The organism is Bradyrhizobium sp. LjRoot220, from assembly GCF_964252915.1.
Classification (GTDB): Bacteria; Pseudomonadota; Alphaproteobacteria; order Rhizobiales; family Xanthobacteraceae; genus Bradyrhizobium.
The window spans coordinates 155,194-174,328 of sequence record NZ_CAXUPS020000002.1 but is presented as its reverse complement, the minus strand read 5'-3'; the positions used below and the strand labels follow the sequence as shown (position 1 = coordinate 174,328).

The 19,135-nt window shown below is 64.2% G+C and carries 11 protein-coding genes; 5 read left to right on the top strand and 6 right to left on the bottom strand.

What is annotated here, in order from left to right:
- Positions 1-11 precede the first annotated feature (11 nt).
- Positions 12-2,414 carry an EAL domain-containing protein gene (locus ACSQ84_RS09055; RefSeq protein ID WP_436211332.1) on the bottom strand — a complete coding sequence of 801 codons (2,403 nt, stop codon included), beginning with the start codon at positions 2,412-2,414 and terminating at the stop codon, positions 12-14.
- Between the two features lie 948 nt (positions 2,415-3,362).
- Between ACSQ84_RS09055 and ACSQ84_RS09050 the strand changes: the two genes are divergently transcribed.
- Positions 3,363-4,418, top strand: a complete 1,056-nt coding sequence (locus ACSQ84_RS09050) for a lysylphosphatidylglycerol synthase transmembrane domain-containing protein (protein WP_436211331.1) — start codon at positions 3,363-3,365, stop codon at positions 4,416-4,418.
- A gap of 275 nt (positions 4,419-4,693) precedes the next feature.
- Complete coding sequence (locus ACSQ84_RS09045; RefSeq protein WP_436211330.1) at positions 4,694-6,649, top strand: hypothetical protein; 1,956 nt, start codon at positions 4,694-4,696, stop codon at positions 6,647-6,649.
- 266 nt (positions 6,650-6,915) lie between these two features.
- Here the strand turns inward: ACSQ84_RS09045 and ACSQ84_RS09040 are convergent, their stop codons facing one another.
- From ACSQ84_RS09040 to ACSQ84_RS09030, 3 genes are all read right to left on the bottom strand, one after another.
- Positions 6,916-7,527, bottom strand: a complete 612-nt coding sequence (locus ACSQ84_RS09040) for a DUF2147 domain-containing protein (protein WP_436211329.1) — start codon at positions 7,525-7,527, stop codon at positions 6,916-6,918.
- 179 nt (positions 7,528-7,706) lie between these two features.
- Positions 7,707-8,966, bottom strand: a complete 1,260-nt coding sequence (gene urtA, locus ACSQ84_RS09035) for an urea ABC transporter substrate-binding protein (RefSeq protein ID WP_436212246.1) — start codon at positions 8,964-8,966, stop codon at positions 7,707-7,709.
- A gap of 142 nt (positions 8,967-9,108) precedes the next feature.
- Complete coding sequence (locus ACSQ84_RS09030; protein WP_436211328.1) at positions 9,109-10,137, bottom strand: NAD(P)/FAD-dependent oxidoreductase; 1,029 nt, start codon at positions 10,135-10,137, stop codon at positions 9,109-9,111.
- A 180-nt stretch (positions 10,138-10,317) separates the two neighbouring features.
- On the opposite strand from ACSQ84_RS09030, the gene ACSQ84_RS09025 reads away from it, so the two are divergent.
- Together ACSQ84_RS09025 and ACSQ84_RS09020 are read left to right on the top strand one after the other, a co-directional pair.
- Positions 10,318-10,773, top strand: a complete 456-nt coding sequence (locus ACSQ84_RS09025; protein ID WP_436211327.1) for an acyl-CoA thioesterase — start codon at positions 10,318-10,320, stop codon at positions 10,771-10,773.
- The gene (locus ACSQ84_RS09020; protein WP_436211326.1) at positions 10,773-11,882 is read left to right on the top strand and encodes an alpha/beta hydrolase family protein; all 1,110 of its coding nucleotides are present in this window, start codon (positions 10,773-10,775) and stop codon (positions 11,880-11,882) included. The genes ACSQ84_RS09025 and ACSQ84_RS09020 overlap by 1 nt, the downstream gene beginning before the upstream one ends.
- A 38-nt stretch (positions 11,883-11,920) precedes the next feature.
- Here ACSQ84_RS09020 and ACSQ84_RS09015 read toward each other — a convergent pair whose 3' ends face one another.
- Both ACSQ84_RS09015 and ACSQ84_RS09010 read right to left on the bottom strand, forming a co-directional pair.
- A complete protein-coding gene (locus ACSQ84_RS09015; RefSeq protein WP_324417509.1) occupies positions 11,921-12,241 on the bottom strand; it encodes a 2Fe-2S iron-sulfur cluster-binding protein in 321 nt (106 codons plus the stop codon).
- 139 nt (positions 12,242-12,380) lie between these two features.
- The gene (locus tag ACSQ84_RS09010) at positions 12,381-12,758 is read right to left on the bottom strand and encodes an Hpt domain-containing protein (protein WP_436211325.1); all 378 of its coding nucleotides are present in this window, start codon (positions 12,756-12,758) and stop codon (positions 12,381-12,383) included.
- 398 nt (positions 12,759-13,156) lie between these two features.
- Between ACSQ84_RS09010 and ACSQ84_RS09005 the strand changes: the two genes are divergently transcribed.
- A complete protein-coding gene (locus ACSQ84_RS09005; protein WP_436211324.1) occupies positions 13,157-19,012 on the top strand; it encodes a negative regulator of septation ring formation in 5,856 nt (1,951 codons plus the stop codon).
- Positions 19,013-19,135 lie beyond the last annotated feature (123 nt).

Genomic DNA, 19,135 nt, shown 5'->3' with positions numbered 1-19,135 from the left:
GAGCTCTCCGCCTAGGCCACGATGCGGGCACGCGGCCGCGACAGCATCGCTTGCACATCGGCGGCCGGACGCGGCTTGCTGAACAGATAGCCCTGCGCCTGCGTACATCCCTCGCGGCGCAGCAGATCGAATTGGGCCTCGGTCTCGACGCCCTCCGCCGTGGTGACGATCCCAAGACTCTTGCCCAAGCCAGTCACGGCGCGGACGATGGCCATCGAATCGTCGCGCGTGGCCAGCTCGCTGACGAACGAACGGTCGATCTTGATCTTGTCGAACGGGAAGCTGCGCAGATAGCTCAGCGACGAATAACCGGTTCCGAAGTCGTCGAGCGATATCCTGACGCCGAAGCTGCGAAGTTCGTGCAGCACCGCCAGCGTCGCCTCGCTGTTCTGCAGCAGCACCGATTCGGTGATCTCCAGTTCGAGGCGATGTGCCGCAAGACCGGAGGCCTGCAACGCGGACTTCACAGACACTACCAGGTTCGGATTCTTGAACTGTGCCGGCGACAGATTGACGGCGACGGTGATATCCTCGGACCAGCCAGCGGCGTCGACGCAGGCCCGTCGCAGCACCCAATCGCCGAGCGGAATGATCAGGCCGGTTTCCTCCGCCAGCGGAATGAAATTCGCCGGTGCGATCATGCCGCGCAGCGAATGGTTCCAGCGCACAAGGGCCTCGAACGCGACGACGCTGTCGCTGGCGACGTCGCGGATCGGTTGATAATAGACTTCGAACTCGTCGCGTTGCAGCGCCGCGCGCAGATCCAGTTCCAGAATGCGCCGCGCCTGGGCGCGGGCGTCCATTCCGCTCTCGAAGAAGCGGTAGGTGCCGCGGCCGTCCGCCTTGGCGCGATAGAGCGCGAGATCGGCCTTCTTCAGCAGTTCATCGGGATTCTTGCCGTCCTCGGGTGCCAGCGAGATGCCGATGCTGACGCCGACGACGAGCTGATGACCTCCGATATCGTAGGGCTCTCCGATCTTCTCGACGATGTGGCTGGCAAGCAAGGCCACCGCCGAGGGATCGCAGTCGCTGCAGAACTGCACGACCGCGAATTCATCGCCGCCAAGTCTTGCCACCGTATCGTGCTCGGTGACACATTCACCGAGCCGGCGGGCGACTTCCTTCAGCAAGGCATCGCCGACCGGATGGCCGAGCGAGTCGTTGATTTCCTTGAAATGATCGAGATCGAGGCAGAATACCGCGAGCTGATCGCTGCGCTTGACGAGGCGCAGCGCCTTCTCGAGCTGCTCACGGAACAACGTCCGGTTCGGCAGATTGGTCAGCGCGTCATGGCGCGCCATGTGCGTGATCTGCTCCTGGGCCGCCTGCCATTCAGTGATGTCCTCAAAGGTCGCGACCCAGCCGCCGCCCTTCTTGGGCTGATCGACGACGCGGATCGAACGTCCGTTGCGGGTGACGACCCTGGTCAGGCTCTCGCCGGCTTTGGCCGCTGCCACCACCTTGGCGAAGAACTCGTCGGGATCGCCGTCCCATTTTCCGATCGATTTCTGATCCTGCAGAACGTCGACCAGCAAGCGGCCCTGCAGCGGCATGTCGGTCCGATCCATCATCTCGCTGTAGCGCTCGTTGAACAGCATGATGCGGCCGTCCGCGTCGAACATGCAAAGTCCCTGCGACATGTTTCCGATTGCCGAGTCGAGCAGGAGCTTCTGCTGATGCATTTCGCTGCTTGAACGTCGGTCGAGCAGCGCCGCCACGAACGATATGCCGAGAATGGCGAAGGCTGCGACGGCGGTCAAAAAGGAAAGCGCGGCCGGCGAGATCGACAAACCGTCGGTGGCGAGGGTCGGATCCGGAACGAGCGTGACGGCTCCCATTGCCGTGAAATGGTGGGAAACGATCGCGATCGTCAGCAGGCCGGTGGCGGCCAAGGTATGATTGCGGTCATCCCGCCGCGCGGCGACGACGAGCGCGAGCGCTGCAAACATGCCGCCGAACAGGACGGAAGCCAGCACGATCCCCGGCGACCAGACGATGCGCGCCGGAAGCTCCAGCGCCATCATGCCGGTGTAGTGCATCGCTGCGACACCAGCGCCAACGACCGCGCCGCCGAGCGCAATCGTCGAGCGGCGCTCGTTGAGCAAGGCGATGCTGAGGCCGATCGCGGCGATCGACACCGCAAAGATCAGCGACATCAGGGTGACCGGAATGTTATATCCGGCGCCGGTGCCGGGATCGTAGGCCAGCATCGCCACGAAGTGAGTGGCCCAGATACCGCAGCCGCCGACCGCCGCATCAAGGCCGACCCAGATCGCGCGGGTGCGGCCATGTGAAGCCCGGGCACGATGAAACAGGCTGATCGCTACCGCGCTGGACAGCCAGCAAATGATGCCGCCGAGAACGACCAGCCGCAAATCATGCTCGGTGACGAGGCAATTCAAAACTTGATACATCACAGACCCCCGCTATCAGTCTGTAATGACGGCGCGAATGGTGCATTGAAGTTAACGCCGCGGTTTCGGCTGCACCGATGGTGAACAAATGCTTGGCGCCCTCGCCTGCGGGTTGCGGGCTATTGCCGTTGCCCGCAGATTCCCGGTATTGACCCCCCGCGCCTTTCAAAACGACGAACCGCGACCTGATTTCGAATCAGGCCTGCCCGCACCAGCCTCAGGCCGGCAAGAATCGCAGCCACCGGCGCGCGACGCCGCGCGATTTTCGCGCGCGGCGTTTTGCCTCAACGGACCGGGGTGGCGCTGATCGGCGCAGCATCCAGTGGGGCCTCGCCTTCCTCAGCCCTCCTGGATGAATGGCCGGCCATCCCAACAGCTGACGGCATGGCTGATTTAATCGGCACGACTCAAAAAGCCCTGTCCAAGCTGCTTTCCTGGCGCCTTCTCGGCCATCGACGGCCGCGCTTTCACGAGTTATCTCGCGGCGTAACAATAGATGTCCTGCAATCGATGCATGCGCGCAATGTCCTGGGCGAAGAGTCCCCCCTTGTGCGCGAGGCCCTGGGATCGAGGGAGATCGAGGTTTTGGGATCAAGAAAGCGCAAGCCTTCTAAAAGCCCGATCTGCGCTTCATGTTCGGCGGCGGCCCCGGACTGCAGGCGGCGGAGACGTTGCTGAAACTTCCCGAAAAGCGCAAGGGAACAGCGGAACGGCTCGGTTAAAGGGGCCGGAAACACCTTTGGTCGCGACTCAAAATTGTTGACGCCACAACATATGTAGGACGTATGACAGGCCCGCCGAACGAATGCAGAAGCCAGGCTTGTCAAGGGCTGCACAACGGCTCGTTTTTGGCTTATGGGTCTTCACGCACGGTGCGTCTGACCGTCCCTGTCGTCTCTTTTTGATCGTTTTGACAGGTTTTTCTTTGCTACCCCGCCGGGAGGATGAATGCATCGGCTGCTGACCACGCTCGGGCGTGGCTTCAAGGAGAAGATCGGCTGGAAACGGCTCGGGATCGCTGCGAGTCTCCTCATCATCATTCTTGCGGTCACCCACCTGGTTCGCACCCTGAAGGGGGTCGACACCGCGATTATTCTGACCGCCCTGACGGAAATCGCGCCGCATCGCATCGCGCTGGCCGCCTTGTGCGTGGTAGGCGCGTTCTGCACGCTGACCTTCTATGATTTCTTTGCGTTGCGAACCATCGGCAAGACCCACGTCCCCTATCGCATCGCCGCGCTGTCGAGTTTCACCAGCTACACCATCGGCCACAACATCGGCGCCACCGTTTTTACCGGTGGCGCGATCCGTTTCCGGATCTATTCCGACTACGGGCTGAGTGCGATCGACGTCGCCAAGATCTGCTTCCTCTCGGGCCTGACCTTCTGGCTCGGCAATCTGTTCGTGCTCGGCATCGGCATGGCCTGGCATCCCGAAGCGGCGACGGCGATGGATCTGCTGCCGCCAGCGATAAATCGGCTGATCGCACTCGGCTGTCTTGCCGGCATCGCGGCCTATTTCCTCTGGCTGGTGATGGGCGAGAACCGCCGCGAACTCGGTCAGAACGGCTGGAAGGTGGTATTGCCCTCGGCGCGGCTGACGCTGCTGCAGGTCATGATCGGCGTGGTCGATCTCGGGTTCTGCGCGCTGGCGATGTATCTGCTGATGCCGGCGGAGCCCCATATCGATTTCGTCTCGCTGGCGGTGGTTTTCATCCTCGCAACACTTCTTGGCTTCGCCAGCCATGCGCCGGGCAGCATCGGCGTGTTCGACGCCGCGATGCTGGTGGCGCTACCCCAGTTCAGCAAGGAACAATTGCTGGCGACCCTGGTGGTGTTCCGGATCCTGTATTTCCTGATTCCCTTCGGGATCTCGATCTCGATCATGGGAGCGCGCGAAGTCTGGCTTAGCGTGGTGCAGCCCTGGCAGGAACGCCGCAAGCTCGCGGGGGCCTATACGGCCTCGGCCCGGGTACGGCAGCCGATCAAGAGCCGCCAGTCCTAGCACTCACCCGTCCGGCCCAGATGGGATCGTCCAACCCGGCCCAAAGTCACGTAAGGTAACGGCAAAATTATTGTTGCCGTCCTGTCTTATAGGCTAGAGCCTTTTCCGTTCAGATTACATCGGAACGGGGCTCTAGATTCTTGATTTGACGCGTTTTCTTGACGCGAACCGGTGTCCACCCCGGATCAAGTCCGGGGCAGGCTTTTGCTGGAAAACGCTCTTGGGCTGCTATCGCATTCTCTTATTTCTGCCTTACCGCTAACGTCAAACGCGCCATGGCCGGAATTCTCCCTCGATCGTTAGTAACCGTCGCGCTGCTCATCGGCGCGCTGGGGTCGCTGTCGCCTTCCCCTGCGGACGCGCAGACTGCGCCCGGGGGCGGCGCCTTGCAGATCTCGTGGGAGGTTCGCAACCGCTTCCGCCTGTTCCGGGAAGAACGGGATTTCCTGCTGCACACCGACAGCGGCCGCGGCCGCAGCGTTCTGGCCGCCGAACAGGCGCTGGGATTGCAAAGCGACGGCCGCGGCTGGGCACGAAACACCGTGAACCGGCTTTGCATCGATCTTGCCGGCCGCGTCAGCGAGCCCTGCAGCCGCGACAACGTCAAGGAAAGCTATCTGACGCCGATCGATCATCCGATCACCGTCAGGCTGACCGGACCGGTTCCGGTCGGCGCCACCTGCGCCTGGTCGTTCGACGATGGCGACGGGCCGCAGGGATCCACTTTCGACTGCGCCGAGCCGGTCAATTTCCGCGTCCGCTACGGCCGCACCACCGTTGCCAGCGTCGACGTCTCCGCCGGCTCGGAAGGCAGCCAGCGCGTCGCCACCGAGATCGCGGTGCGCGACATCTTCATCGCCGGCCTCGGCGACAGCATCGCCTCCGGCGAGGGAAATCCGGACCGGCCCATCGCGCTGTCAGATGAAGGCTTTTGCTTCCGCTCCTATCTGGGAACGGCCGCGTCACAATATTACCGTCCAAGCCGCGCCGGCTATAAGGGCGGACGGGCCTGTGAAGCGCCTGATACGCTGGCCGTATGGCAGCGCCAGAGCGCGCTCTGGCTCAATGCAGCCTGCCACCGCTCGCTCTACAGCTACCAGACGCGGACCGCCCTGGCGCTCGCCGTACAATATCCGCACATCGCGGTGACGTATCTGCCGCTGGCCTGCACCGGCGCCACCATCGCCGACGGCCTGTTCGGCTCGCAGCGCGCCCGTGACTGCCCGCCATCGAAAGCGGGCAACTGCCGCGGCACGGTCAACGCCCAGCTCGCCGAACTGCGCGAAGCCGTGACGGCGGCCAAAAGCCGCCAGCCCGATCGCAGGCTCGATCTGGTGCTGCTGTCGATCGGCGCCAACGACATTTATTTTTCGGGGCTGGTCGCCGACGTGATCGTCGACACCGCGACGGAGCGCGCCCTGTTCCGGCGCAGCGGCGTGCTGGCGTCGGTGGACGATGCGCGGGGCGCCCTGATGCGGGACCTCCCGCAAGGGTTTGCCAAGCTGCGCGAGGCGTTGAAACCGCTGGTCGGCGAGATGTCCCGTGTGATCTACACCTCGTACGCCAACCCGACGCTGGCGGACAACGGCGCGCCGTGCCCCGGTGGACGGGCGGGCTTTGATATTCACCCCTCGTTCAACGCCGCGCCGCAGCGACTCGCCGCCGTCTCGAATTTCGTCGAACGCGAATTCCTGCCGCAGTTGAAAGCGCTCGCGCTATGCCAGTCCGGCATCCTGTGCCGCAATCCGGCCGCCGACCGCATGAGCTTTGTCGATGCGCATCAGGCCACCTTTGCAGGCCATGGATTCTGTGCGCGCGCGGCGAGCGATCCGGAATTCGATCGGCAATGCTTTTCGGCCAGCGGCGAAAGCTTCGATCCCGACATCGTCACCGCCGCCAGCCAGCCGATGCTGTGCGGCCGCAGCGCCGGCGAGTATCGCGCCTATCTGCCGCGGGCGCGCTGGATCCGCGACGCCAATGACAGCTACTTTGCGGCGATGACCTATCCACAGGGCCTGCCGTCGTCGCAGCAACCTGCCGACATCCACGATGCGACCTGGGGGGTTCTGTCGGCGGTGTATGGCGGCGCCGTGCATCCGACCGCCGAAGGCCACGCCGCGATGGCGGACGCGGCACTGCCGGCCGCAGCCGCCGTGCTGCAACTGGATGCCGGGCCCGAAGTGATTTCGCAGCCGATATCGCCGATCCCGCTATTGCCGGGGACGCGTTAGGCCGCGGCCAAACTAAAATGTCGAAAACAACCCCATGCAAAGAAAGCAAGTGATTGCCAGCGTTGATGTTTTGCCAAACGAAAAAACGTTTGACGCGTCGGGCAAATCAGGGGCACGAATACATCATCGCGCAATTTGTGGAAGCCATGGCCCCGCCCGACAACGGGTGCGTCGGCGCGATTGCGAGCAAAAAATCCTTACCCATACAATTGAAGTTGCACCTGGCTCCCTTCGCCAATTTTGAAGAGCCGCGTTAGCGGTCTCGCTCAGCGCACGGGGGCCGGCGCTCCAGGTGCCGGCGCGGGCGTCGTCGCCTTCTTCGCGGCCGGCGCTTTCGCAGCGGGCGGTTTCATCGCCGCCGCCTGTGCTGGCAGATATTTCGCGACGACGGCAGGATCGACCTGCGCCAGCGAGGTGTCCGGCAACCGGGTCCAAATCTCGTCCTTGCCCAACAGCGAGAAGCCGAGATAGCCGCGCATGGTCAGAGTCTGTCCGTCCGGACTGAGCGTCATCTTGGCCTTGTAGATCTTGCCATCGCGCGGATCGAGCACGTTGCCGTTCTCGTATTTCAGCCCGTCTCGCTTCATGTCGCGGATGAAGGAGAGCCCGAGCCACGGCTGATCTTTTCGATCGTCGGTGCATTTCGAGCAGATCGGATTGGGCGGATCGCCGGGCTCGGAAAAAAGCTTGGCAAACGCGCCTTCATAGATGCCGTCGCGATCGACCACCAGAAACCAGCCGACCGGCTTGCCCTTCTCGACCTTCTGCCACAGCCCGGCGGCGGACGGCTCCGCCGTTTGCGCGGCAAGTTCGCTTGCGAACGCAAGCGCCATCAGAACCGGCAATATCAGTCGAAGCAGGGAAAGCGCATTTCGCATCATCATCACCTGACTAATTCACAAGATGAATGGCCGCAGACTAAGGCCATTTCGCGGACGGTTCCAGTGGCTGGCCAAATGTTCGCGAGACCGCGGCGAACCTGCCGCGCCATTCGGTCATATTTCGGTTGGAATCGCTGCCGGCGAGAGCCAGGAACCGGCTCGATACGCAACCGGCTTCACGGGTTGCCGCCGCACTTGTCGGTCCTGGTGTTGTAGTTGCCGCACTTCTTGCCAACCCAGTCGCCGATCAGGTCCCTGGAGCCCTCGAGCTCGTTCGACCATGCATCGCCGTCCACCAGGCCCGGGGCGTTCCACACCACGTCGAACTGACCGTTGATTTTGACTTCACCGATGAACACCGGCTTGGTGATGTGATGGTTCGGCAGCATTTTGGCGATGCCGCCGGTCAGATTGGGAGTTTCGATGCCGGGCAGCGCGTCGATCACCTTGTCCGGCTCGGTCGAATTCACTTGCTCGACCGCCTTCACCCACATCTTGAAGCCGATATAGGTGGCTTCCATCGGATCGTTGGTCACGCGCTTCGCACTCTTGCTGTAGGCTTGCCAGGCCGTGATGAACTTCTCGTTGGCCGGATCCTTGATCGACTGGAAGTAGTTCCAGGCGGCCAGATGGCCGAGCAGCGGCCTGGTGTCGATGCCGGCGAGTTCTCCTTCACCGACCGAGAACGCGACAACCGGAATGTCGGTCGCTCTGATGCCCTGGTTGCCGAGTTCCTTGTAGAAGGGAACGTTGGCGTCGCCGTTGATGGTGGAGACCACGGCGGTCTTCTTGCCGACTGAGCCGAACTTCTTGATGTCGGCCACGATCGTCTGCCAGTTCGAATGACCGAACGGCGTGTAGTTGATCATGACGTCTTCCGGCGCGACGCCCTTCGACTTCAGATAGGCTTCGAGGATCCTGTTGGTGGTGCGCGGATAAACGTAGTCGGTGCCGGCCAGCACCCAGCGCTTCACCTTTTCGTGCTTCATCAAATAGTCGACCGCAGGAATCGCCTGCTGGTTCGGCGCCGCACCGGTGTAGAACACGTTGCGCTCGCTCTCTTCACCCTCGTACTGCACGGGGTAGAACAGGATGCTGTTGAGCTCCTTGAACACCGGCAGCACGGATTTGCGCGACACCGAAGTCCAGCAGCCGAACACGACGGCGACCTTGTCCTTGGTGATCAGCTCGCGGGCCTTTTCCGCAAACAGCGGCCAGTTCGACGCCGGATCGACCACGACGGCCTCGAGCTTCTTGCCGAGTATGCCGCCCTTCTTGTTCTGCTCGTCGATCAGGAACAGGACGGTGTCCTTCAGCGTGGTTTCGCTGATGGCCATGGTGCCGGAAAGCGAATGCAGGACGCCGACCTTGATGCTGTCGGCCGAACCGGCAATCTGGGCGATGGCGCTATCCGGCGCCGACAGCGCCGAGCCCAACAACAAAATAGCCGCGCACCGCCTCGCTCGGTTCGACCAACGTTTCACGGCGCTCTCCGAATGGCACAGCTCAGGGTGCGGCTGTAAAAATGAACGTCGGTCGAACTCCCGGTCAAATACTTTCGTCAGCTCGCGCCCGCCGTCAGTTGACGCCGAGCTTCTTCTGCAGGCTCGATGACGAGGTCGTGTACTGGAACACCAGCCGCTTGTCCGGGTAGACGTAGCGGTGCGCCTTCTGCGCCATCAACGCGCCCTCGTGGAATCCACACAGGATCAGTTTCAGCTTGCCCGGATAAGTGTTGATGTCGCCGATCGCGAAAATGCCTGACACATTGGTCTCGAAGGCGGCAGTCTCGACCGGCACCAGATTGTTCTCGAGCGCAACGCCCCAGTTCGCAACCGGTCCGAGCTTCATGGTCAGCCCGAAGAACGGCAGCATCGTATCGCACTCGACCCTGGAGACCGCGTTGTCGCTGTCCTTCATCATGGCACCCGAAAGCTGGCCGCCCTCGCCTTCAAGCGAGGTGACCTGACCGATTTTCAGGTCCATTTTTCCGGAAGCCACCAGCGCGCGCATCTGCTCGACGCTGTGCGGGGCGGCGCGGAAATCGTCGCGCCGGTGCAACAACGTCACGCGCTTGGCGATCGGGTGCAGGTTGAGCGTCCAGTCCAGCGCGGAATCGCCGCCGCCGACGATCAGGATGTTCTTGTCGCGGAACTGCTCCATCTTGCGCACGGCGTAGAACACCGAGGTGCCCTCATAGGCCTCGATGCCCGGCACCGGCGGGCGCTTGGGCTGGAACGAGCCGCCGCCCGCGGAGATCACCACCACCTTGCATTCGAACACCTGGCCGGCGTCGGTGGTGACGCGAAAGCCGGGATCGCCGATCTTCTCGATCGTCTCCACCATCTCGTTGAGGTGGAAGGTCGGATTGAACGGCTTGATCTGCTCCAGCAGCGCGTCGGTGAGGCCCTGGCCGGTGACGAAGGGAATGCCGGGAATGTCATAGATCGGCTTTTCCGGATAGAGCTCGGCGCACTGGCCGCCGATCTTGTCGAGGATGTCGACCAGATGCGTCTTCATATCGAGCAGGCCCAGTTCGAACACGGCGAACAGTCCGCAAGGACCTGCGCCAATAATCAGCACATCGGTTTTGATCGCTTCGCTCATCTAAAGCTTCTTTTCGGTTGGACCGCGCCGATGGCCTGGGCGGCGCTTCTGGGCCAGCGTCTGTCTAACCAACGCCGGTGCAACAGGAAAGCCATAATATGATGCGCGGCCTTCGCCTCAACCCCTTGCCGGCGCAGGATAACTGGGCTGTAACGGCGTGAAACTTTCGGAGACTGCCCCGTGAACGCCCCTGCCCGCCTCGATTCAACGCCGCGCCTGGAGGATTTCCCCTACCGGTTGACGGACAATGTGCGTTTCGCCGACCTCGACCCCAACCAGCACGTCAACAACGCGGTCTATGCGACCTATTTCGAAACCGGGCGCGTCACGCTGATGAAGGATCGCAGCTACGGGCTGAGCCCGGACGGCGTCACCTGGATCATGGTCCGGCTCGACATGCATTTCCGCGCCGAACTGCGCTGGCCCGGCACCATCGAAATGGGACTTGGGGTGGTGAAATTCGGCCGCACCTCCGTGACGTTCGATCAGGTGGTATTTGCCGAAGGCATCTGCGTTGCCTCGGCGCAATCGGTATCGGTGCTGCTCGACGAAGCCACGCGCAAGCCGACACCGCTGACCGCGGAGATCATCGCAAACTTCCAGCGCTGGCTGCGGCGCGGAATGGACGGACGATAATGCGCGCGGTGCTGCTGCTGGCGGTGTTGATCGTCGCCACGACGATGCAGCCCGCCGCAGCCGATGGATACTATCGCGAGGATTTGCGGATTCCGATAACGGCTACGGAACCGGCAGGCCTTGAAGCCATGCTGGTGCGGCCGTCCGGCAGTGGACGCTATCCGCTGGCGCTGATCACTCATGGCGCACCGCGCGATCGAACCGCGCGGGCAACCATGTCGCCCTACGGAATGTACCGGCAGGCGATCGAATTCGCGCGGCGCGGTTTCGCCGCACTGGTCGTGATGCGGCGAGGCTACGGCGTCTCCGGCGGCCGCTATGCCGAGAGCAACGGTCCCTGCTCCGATCGCGATTATCTGCGGTCGGCCCGCGCGTCTGCCGAAGACTTGGGCGCTGCGATCCGCGCCATGCAGGGCCGCAGCGATGTTTCCACCAGCGGCATGATCGCGGCTGGCTCCTCGGCGGGCGGCTTTGCCAGCATCGCGCTCGCCGCGACCGCGCCACCCGGCCTCGTCGCAGCGATCAGCTTCGCCGGCGGCCGCGGTTCACGTGGCGACGACGATGTCTGCGACGAGGCGGCACTGGTCCGCGCGTTTGCCACGCTCGGCCGGACCTCACGCATTCCGATGCTGTGGATCTATGCGGAGAACGACAAGTTCTTTGGCCCCGACCTGGCTCGCCGGCTGCACGCGGCCTTCACCGGCGGCGGCGGCCGCGCTCAATTGATCGACGCCCCCGCGTTCGGCGACGACGGCCACACGCTTTTCTCAAGGGGCATTCCGCTATGGACCCCGATGGTCGATCGCTTCCTGCGCGAGCAGAATTTGGGAACGCGGGAGTTGGCCGCAGCACCGCTTCCGGCGGACCTTTCGCCGCCGCCCCGGCTGGGTGAGAAAGGCCGTTCAGCTTTTACAGACTATCTGTCCGCGAGCCCCCACAAGGCATTTGCGGTGTCTCCGACCGGCACCTTTGGCTACCGCGGCGGGCAGCGCTCGGCCGCCGCCGCGCACGACGCGGCCCTTGCCGCATGCGCCAAATTTGCGGATGACTGCGCGGTTTATGCGGCCGGCGAGGAACTTGTCGGAAAGGAGCGCGCCGGAGCGCGCTGATACGATCCGGCGCCGCCGGACCAGATCCTGCGCTTTTCCTACGCTTGCCGTTCCGGCGTCGAGACCACGAGGCCGTCGAGTTCGTCGGAGACCTTGATCTGGCACGACAGGCGCGAATTCGGCCTTACATCGAAGCCGAAATCCAGCATGTCTTCTTCCATCGGCGTCGGCGAGCCGACCTTCTCGCGCCAGGCTTCGTCGACATAGACGTGGCAGGTCGCACAGGCGCAGGCGCCGCCACATTCGGCTTCGATGCCGGGAATGGCGTTGCGGATCGCGGCTTCCATCACGGTCGCGCCGTTTTCGACCTCAATGGTTCGTTTTTCGCCGGTATGGTCGACAAAGTGGATTTTGGCCATGATCGCTCGTGCTGCCGGAATGCGGTAGGAAGGTCCCCGGCAGTCCTATAACGGGTCGATCCGCACAGCGCTAGCGGTCGGGGCGAAAACCTAAGGGGCTAATTTGGCAGGGTTTTGGCGCCGCCGGATCGCCGGCCGTTCAGGAACGGCGCAGGACCGTCTCGATGGCCGCCCGCGCCAGCGCAACGGCATCGCCGAGCTCGGTCACCAGGCTGGACGGATCGGCCCCGTTCGCGAGGACCGTCTCCAGCCGGGCGGCGGCTTCCGCCACAGCGAAGGCGCCGATCGCGCGGGCCGAGCCCTTCAGCGTGTGGGCCAGCGCGCCGGCATCGGCCGGCACGGCGGCAAGCGTGGCCATCAGCGTGGCCGACTGGGCCGCGAACATCGCCAGCACCTCCTGCTCGAGGCCGGCGTCGTCAAGCGTCATGCGCTTGAGGTGTTCGAAATCGATCGGACCGTCATCGGGAGCGAGTGGCGGCGATGGCATCCAATGTATCCGTTCGAGATGAAGCGGCATGGCCTATCCACATCGCCCCGCCGGACCGATCCGGGCAGGGCCGTTTTGGCCAGCCAATCATGAAACTGGTTAACGAAACGTTCGGCGATATTGCCGCAACTTCGCCCATCTTTTGCCGAGGAGTTGCCGCAAATGGCCCTCTCCCACAGGAATTTCGAGTGTCCGTAAGGCCTTAAGCCACAAAGCTGTTAACGATGATTAAGAAAGTCTTAATCGCGACCATTTCATTCGCATCGCTCAGCCAATAGGATGTTTGCGGATGTAGCGGACAAGCCGCCGATGGGGCGCGGTTGCGTTCCGTGCGGGGCAAAGATTCCAGGTTGGGGCTTGCGGGGGCGTTTGCAAGATCAGTCGCAAGACCAACAGGACGCGTAAAAAGTAAGAGGGCTCGACTGAACATGGCGAACAATCCCAAGAAGGTCAAAGATCCCACCGAAGTCGCGCTTTCCGCCATTCAGGAAGCGCTCAACATCAGCGACACCACGGTCGATCCCAACCGGCATTCGGTCGGCAACGACTTTTCGCAGCCCGCCAGTTCGTCTGCGCCCCCGGACTACGCTGACAATCCATTCGATACGCGCGTTGATACGCGTTCTGGCGCAGACCGACCGGTATTCGATCCGATCGAAGAGCCGCGCTCGCCGCGTCGTGCCGCCAATGACGATCGCGAAACCATCGGACAAATTCTGCAGGCGATCCAGAAGGGCCGCCCGGCCCGCGGCGTCTATACGCTTGCCACCGTGTTCGCCGGCGTCTGGCTGGTCGGCTGCGCGCTGCTGACCGCCGCTTTCCTGCCTTCGCTGCAGGCCGCGATGGGACAGAGCGGCGGCGTGCTCGTGCTTGGCGGCCTTGCGGCGTTGTTCTTTGCGCCGGTGCTGCTGTTCTATTTCCTCGCCAGCCTGGCCTGGCGCGGCCAGGAAATGCGGATGATCGCGCAATCGATGGCGCAGGTCGCGATCCGCTTCTCCGAGCCCGAAGGTGCCGCCTCCGACTCGATGGTGACCGTCGGTCAGGCGATCCGCCGCGAGGTCGCGGCGATGGGCGACGGCGTCGAACGCGCGATCGCGCGCGCCGGCGAACTGGAAACGCTGGTGGCCAATGAAGTCGCAGCGCTGGAGCGTGCCTATTCGGACAACGAAGTGCGCATCCGGGCGCTGCTGCAGGATATCGCCCATCAGCGCGACAACCTGGTCGGCCAGGCCGAACAGGTTCGCAGCGCCATTTCCGGCGTGCAGATCGACCTGCGCCACGACATCGCGCTGATCTCGGACGCGATCGCCTCGCGCGTCGACGAAGTCGCGAAAAGCATCACCGGCGCGCTGGAAGAACGCGGCGGCCACATCACCACCGCCTTGAGCCATGCCGGCGACAACATGATTCTCGCGCTCGGCGAGCGCGGCGGCGACCTGCTCGACCGCCTCGAGGAAGCCAGCGCCGAGACCACACGCGCCGTGCTCGACGCCTCTGAGCGGCTGACCACCAGCCTCAACTTCAAGACCGGTCACGTCCATGACGAGTTCGTCGACCTGGCCGATCGCGTCCACGAGATGCTGAACGAGCGCATCGACCGCATCACCGGCGAGTTCGAGCAGCGTTCGTCGACCATCGTCGACGGCATCTCCGACCGCACCGAACAGGTCCACGACTCGCTGAAGAATTCCAGCGACTCGCTGCTGCTCGAGCTCGAGCTGCGCAGCGGCGATCTCGTCAGCAAGATCGACGAGGCCGGCAACCGCCTGGCGACCCGCATCATGACCTCCGGCGACAAGGCCAGCGACGCGCTCGATGTGACCGTGAACTCGCTGGTCGCCAAGGTCGTCAGCCAGACCGAGACCGCGCACGACAGCCTCTCGCTGCAGATGAGCGCGTTCGACGAACTGGTGAAGAACCAGGGCAGCGAACTGGTCGAGAAATTCGCCCGCGACAGCGGCACGCTCGGCGCCCTGATCACCCGCCACATCTCCGAATTCGACCGCACCGTCAAAACCTTCGGCGGCGAGATCGTCGAGCGCATGGGTCAGCGGACGCAGGACATCCACGACAGCCTGAAGAACTATGTCGACACGTTCGACACCCGCCTGATCTCGAATAGCGGCGAGATCACCGCTTCTCTCGATCAGCGCCTGCTGCAGTTCGAGAACACGCTGAGCACGCGCGTCAACCATCTCGACTCTTCGCTCGACACCAAGATCAGGTACTTCGACGAGGCGGTCGAGGGCCGCCTGAAGGCGCTGGAGCAGACCTTCGACAACCGCGCCAGGTCGGTCACCGAGACGATCGACGATCGCCTCGGCACGCTCGCGACCTCGTTGACGGACGGTGCCGCGCAGGCGATCCACTCGATCGACTCGCGTCTCACCGAACTGACCTCGTCGCTGACCGGAGGCACCACGCAAGCCATCCAGTCGATCGACTCGCGCCTCAGCAACCTGACGACGTCGCTGACAACAGGCGCCGCGCAAGCGGTCGAAGCCATCGACCTGCGCCTCACCAACGTGACGACCTCGCTGACGGTTGGCGCCGCGCAAGCCGTCGAGGCCATCGACCAGCGCCTCACCAACGTGACCACGTCGCTGACCGTTGGCACCGCGCAGGCGGTCGAAGCCGTCGACCAGCGCATCACCAGCGTGACCCAGACCATCGATGGCCGCAGCGCCCATCTGACCGACACCATCGCGGCGCGGTTCCAGGACATCCACCAGGGCATCGAAACCCGGGTCGGCGCGATTGCCAGCGACATCGACATGCGCGTCGCGCAGTTCGAGGATCTCCTGGGCTCGCGCGTCGAAGCCGTGGCCGGCCGCATCGAAAGCAGCGGCCGTCAGGCCAGCGACGACCTCATGGCGCGCGCGGAACTGTTGTCCTCGGGCATCCGCTCCCATGTCGAGGACGCCGAGCGCTCGCTCACGAACCTCGTGGTCAACACCTCCGAAACCATCCAGACCGGCGCACGCACCGCGCAGCAGGCCATGCTCACGGTTTCGTCCGATGTCGGCGCCCAGCTGCGGATGACCTCGGCCGAGGTTGAAAGCTCCCTCACCGCCGTCGGCACCGGTGCTGCGAATTCGATCCTCTCCAGCGCCCGCGAAGCGCAGACCACGCTGGTATCGGCTTCCACCGAAGCCGCTACCCAGATCAAGTCGCTTGCCGAGGACGTCGAGCGCACGCTCACCGCCGCCGGCAGCGCCACCGCCTCGTCGGTTCTCTCCGGCGCCCGCGAAGCCCAGTCCACACTGGTCGCGGCGTCTGCGGATGCGGCAAACCACGTCAAGTCGCTCGCCGCCGATGTCGAGCGTACGCTGTCGCTCGCCGGCACGTCGACCGCCGAGGCCGTTACGGCCAGTGCCCGCGAAGCCCAGAGCACGCTGGTCGCCGCCTCGACCGAGGCCACCAATCAGGTCATGTCGCTGACAGCAGACGTGCAGCGTACGCTGTCGATCGCCGGTACCGCGACCGCCGAGGCCATCACCGCCGGCGCCCGCGAAGCCCAGAGCACGCTGGTCAACGCTTCCTCGGATGCGGCAACCCAGGTCAAGTCGCTCGCCGCCGACGTGCAGCGCTCGCTGTCGATCGCCGGTACCGCCACCGCGGAATCGATTACCGCTGGTGCCCGCGACGCCCAGAACACCCTGATCAACGCGTCCGCGGATGCAGCCACCCACGTCAAGTCGCTCGCTGCCGACGTCGAACGCTCGCTGTCGGCCGCCGGTACCGCGACCGCCGAGGCCATCACGTCAGGTGCACGCGAAGCCCAGAACACCCTCGTCACGCTTTCGACGGATGCCACCAGCCAGGTCAAGTCGCTCACCGCCGATGTCGAGCGGTCGCTGTCTGCCGCCGGGATGGCCACCGCCGAGGCCATCACGTCGGGTGCACGCGAAGCCCAGAACGCCCTCCTCGCCGCATCCACGGATGTCGCTGGCAAGGTCACGGCCCTGGCCGCCGACGTGCAACGCTCGCTCTCGATGGCCGGCAATGCTACCGCCGAGTCGATCACGTCAGGCGCCCGTGAAGCGCAGAACGCGCTCACGTCAGCCTCGACGGAAGCCGCCGAGCACGTCAAGTCGCTGGCGATCGATGTCGAGCGCACGCTGAGCGCGGTCGGCGCCGGCACCGCCGCCTCGATCCTCGGCACCGCGCGCGAAGCGCAGAGCTCGTTCGCCGCGACCTCGGCCGACGCCGCAAACCAGATCAAGGCGATCGCAACCGACATCGAGCGTTCGCTCGCTGCGGTCACCGCCAGCACCACCGACAACATCCAGATCTCGGCGCAGAACGCCCAGAGCGCGCTGGTCGCCGCGTCGAACGAAGTCAGTTCCAAGGTCAAGACGACCTCCGCCGACATCGAACGCTCGGTGCTGTCCGCGAGCAGCAATTTCGGCTCGACGATGACCGGCAAGACCGACGAAATCGTCACTTACGTTCAGCAGCAGACCGATCGTCTGGCGCAGATCGTGGACAGCCGCCGCGGCTCGCTGGTCGAGGCGCTCAGCGCCAAGACCATCCAGCTCACGACCGAACTCGACCGCGTCACCGCCGACAGCCTGAAGTCGATCGAAACGAGGGGCCAGGCGTTCTCGCAATCGATGGCGACCCATGGCTCGGAAGTCGCCCGCACGATCACCTCCGCGGGCGATATGGCAACCGGCGCGGTGGCCAAGTCGCTGAAGGATCTCGAGCAGTCGTCGCGTTCGGCGATCGACCAGTCGCGTCAGGTCTCGATCGCGGCCGTCACCGAAATGCAGGAGACCAGCAAGATCCTGCGGACCGACACCGTCGCGCTGTTCGAGCGGCTGCGTGAAGGCAACATCCTGCTGCAGGAAGTGCTGACCGGTGCCCACGACAACCTCAACTCGCTGGAGCGCGCCCTGGTGACCCGCGTGGCCGACTTCGTGTCCGCCATGAACGACGTCACCTCGCGCAACGGCGTCGCGACCCAGACGCTGGAAGACCAGCTCACCACCTTCAACACCAAGACCTCGAAGGCGCTGGAGGATCTCGGCTCGCTGTCGAGCGAGTTCGAAACCCACGGCAAGGCGCTGGTCGATGCCGCGACCGCGGTCGAACAGGCCAACCGCAGCACCACGACGTCCGTCGCCGAACGCAAATCGCAACTAGAATCGCTGGTGACCACCATCGATCTGCGCACCACCGACCTCGATCAGCGGCTGTCGCGCTTCACCGGTCTGCTGGATGAATCGCTTGCCGCCGCCGAGGAACGTGCCCGCGACATCGCCCGCGTGGTGGCGGAGACCGCAGGCGCCGGCTCGGCCGCGATCAGCCGCCAATTCGAGGCGGTTCGTGCCGCCGCCGAAAATGAGCGGCACCAGACCATCGACGCCATGAACGAGCTGTACCAGCAGAGCAACGCCGAAACCGACGCGATGTTCAAGCAGTCGACCGAGAAGTTCGGCGCCATGGTGGTGGCCATGAAGCAGATGGCCTCCGAGATGCATCACGAACTCGAAGCCACCCGCAACGAACTGCGCCGCGGCGTGCTGGAAATGCCGCAGGAGGCCGCCGATAACACCGCGCAGATGCGCAAGGTGATCGTCGACCAGATCGAGGCGCTGGCCGAACTCAACCGGATCGTCGCCCATCACGGCCGCGGCCTCGACGTCATGACGACGAGCCGCGCCAGCGTGCAGCGCCAGGAAGAGCCTGTGATGGCAGCCGCTGGTGGCGGTGGTGGCCGCAATGACGTGCGCATGCGCGACACCAGCAGCGCGTCGAACCTGCCGCCGCCGGATCTCGGCATGCCGGCGCCGCGCCGCACCGAAGCGCCGCCGGTCAGCCCGGCGAGCAGCCAGGACGGCGGCCGCGACGGCTGGTTGTCGGATCTGCTCAGCCGCACCGACGCCGGCGGTCCGAGCGGTCGTGAAGCCGCTCCCCGTCCGCGCGCGCCGCAAGGCCCGGCCAATCCGCTGGAATCGCTGTCGCTCGACATCGGCCGGCTGATGGACCGCAATCTCGCGGCCGAGATGTGGGATCGCTACCAGCGCGGCGAGAGCAAGGCGTTCTCGAAACGGCTCTACACGCCGGCCGGCCAGAAGGCGTTCGATGAGGTCGCCCGCAAATACCGCGCCGACCGCGCCTTCAAGCAGACCGTCGACCGCTACATCGCCGAGTTCGAGCGCCTGCTCGACGAGGTGGCCCGCGAAGATCGCGGTCCGCAGGCGCTGCGCGGCCACCTGACCTCGGAGACCGGCCTCGTCTACACCCTGCTCGCCCATGCGGCGGGACGGCTGGGGTAAGGTTTGGCTTCGGAGACGTGGAATACACGGAGGCCTCGCGGCCTCCGTTTTCTTTTTTGGCGGGTTTTTGCGCTTTTTCACTCGCCAGGCAGCGAAAGCACTCTTGCTGCGGACCGAAAATCT

What these genes read in the sequence shown, in the direction of transcription:
- ACSQ84_RS09055 (WP_436211332.1), bottom strand. Translation starts at nt 2,414, where the DNA reads ATGTATCAAGTTTTGAATTGCCTCGTCACCGAGCATGATTTGCGGCTG.
- ACSQ84_RS09050 (WP_436211331.1), top strand. Translation starts at nt 3,363, where the DNA reads ATGCATCGGCTGCTGACCACGCTCGGGCGTGGCTTCAAGGAGAAGATC.
- ACSQ84_RS09045 (WP_436211330.1), top strand. Translation starts at nt 4,694, where the DNA reads ATGGCCGGAATTCTCCCTCGATCGTTAGTAACCGTCGCGCTGCTCATC.
- ACSQ84_RS09040 (WP_436211329.1), bottom strand. Translation starts at nt 7,527, where the DNA reads ATGCGAAATGCGCTTTCCCTGCTTCGACTGATATTGCCGGTTCTGATG.
- ACSQ84_RS09030 (WP_436211328.1), bottom strand. Translation starts at nt 10,137, where the DNA reads ATGAGCGAAGCGATCAAAACCGATGTGCTGATTATTGGCGCAGGTCCT.
- ACSQ84_RS09020 (WP_436211326.1), top strand. Translation starts at nt 10,773, where the DNA reads ATGCGCGCGGTGCTGCTGCTGGCGGTGTTGATCGTCGCCACGACGATG.
- ACSQ84_RS09015 (WP_324417509.1), bottom strand. Translation starts at nt 12,241, where the DNA reads ATGGCCAAAATCCACTTTGTCGACCATACCGGCGAAAAACGAACCATT.
- ACSQ84_RS09010 (WP_436211325.1), bottom strand. Translation starts at nt 12,758, where the DNA reads ATGCCGCTTCATCTCGAACGGATACATTGGATGCCATCGCCGCCACTC.
- ACSQ84_RS09005 (WP_436211324.1), top strand. Translation starts at nt 13,157, where the DNA reads ATGGCGAACAATCCCAAGAAGGTCAAAGATCCCACCGAAGTCGCGCTT.